Origin of the sequence: Psychrobacter sp. CAL346-MNA-CIBAN-0220 (assembly GCF_040309805.1) — a bacterium.
Taxonomy (GTDB): domain Bacteria; phylum Pseudomonadota; class Gammaproteobacteria; order Pseudomonadales; family Moraxellaceae; genus Psychrobacter.
This window is the reverse complement of record NZ_JBEOPF010000082.1, coordinates 1-304: the sequence shown is the minus strand read 5'-3', so window position 1 is coordinate 304 and position 304 is coordinate 1. Positions and strand designations below refer to the sequence as shown.

The 304-nt window shown below is 38.2% G+C and carries 1 protein-coding gene; it reads right to left on the bottom strand.

Going from position 1 to position 304, the window contains the following annotated elements:
- Positions 1 to 304, bottom strand: a 304-nt coding sequence (locus AAEY88_RS12780; RefSeq protein WP_350562980.1) for a hypothetical protein, incomplete at both ends; no start/stop codon positions are given.

Here is a 304-nt window from a genome sequence, read left to right as displayed (position 1 = left end):
GTTGATTACCGTGACTAAGGACTGCATCGGCAGCTTGTAGCCAATCATCGATACTAGCCATGGTGTTTCTTTCTAATATTACCGGCAAATTGACGGAACCAATTAAGGTTAACATGTCCGGGTTGTACATTTGTTTACCACTTAATATCAGCATATCTGCTAATTGGCTAGCAACGATAAACTCCTGTTCTTGATCTATTTGCATTACACATAATAAACCAGCTTGTTCGATGACCTGTGCATGCTGTTTTAATTGTTGTTCATTGAGTTGTTGTTTTAAATCATTGAGCACAATGGCTTGAAA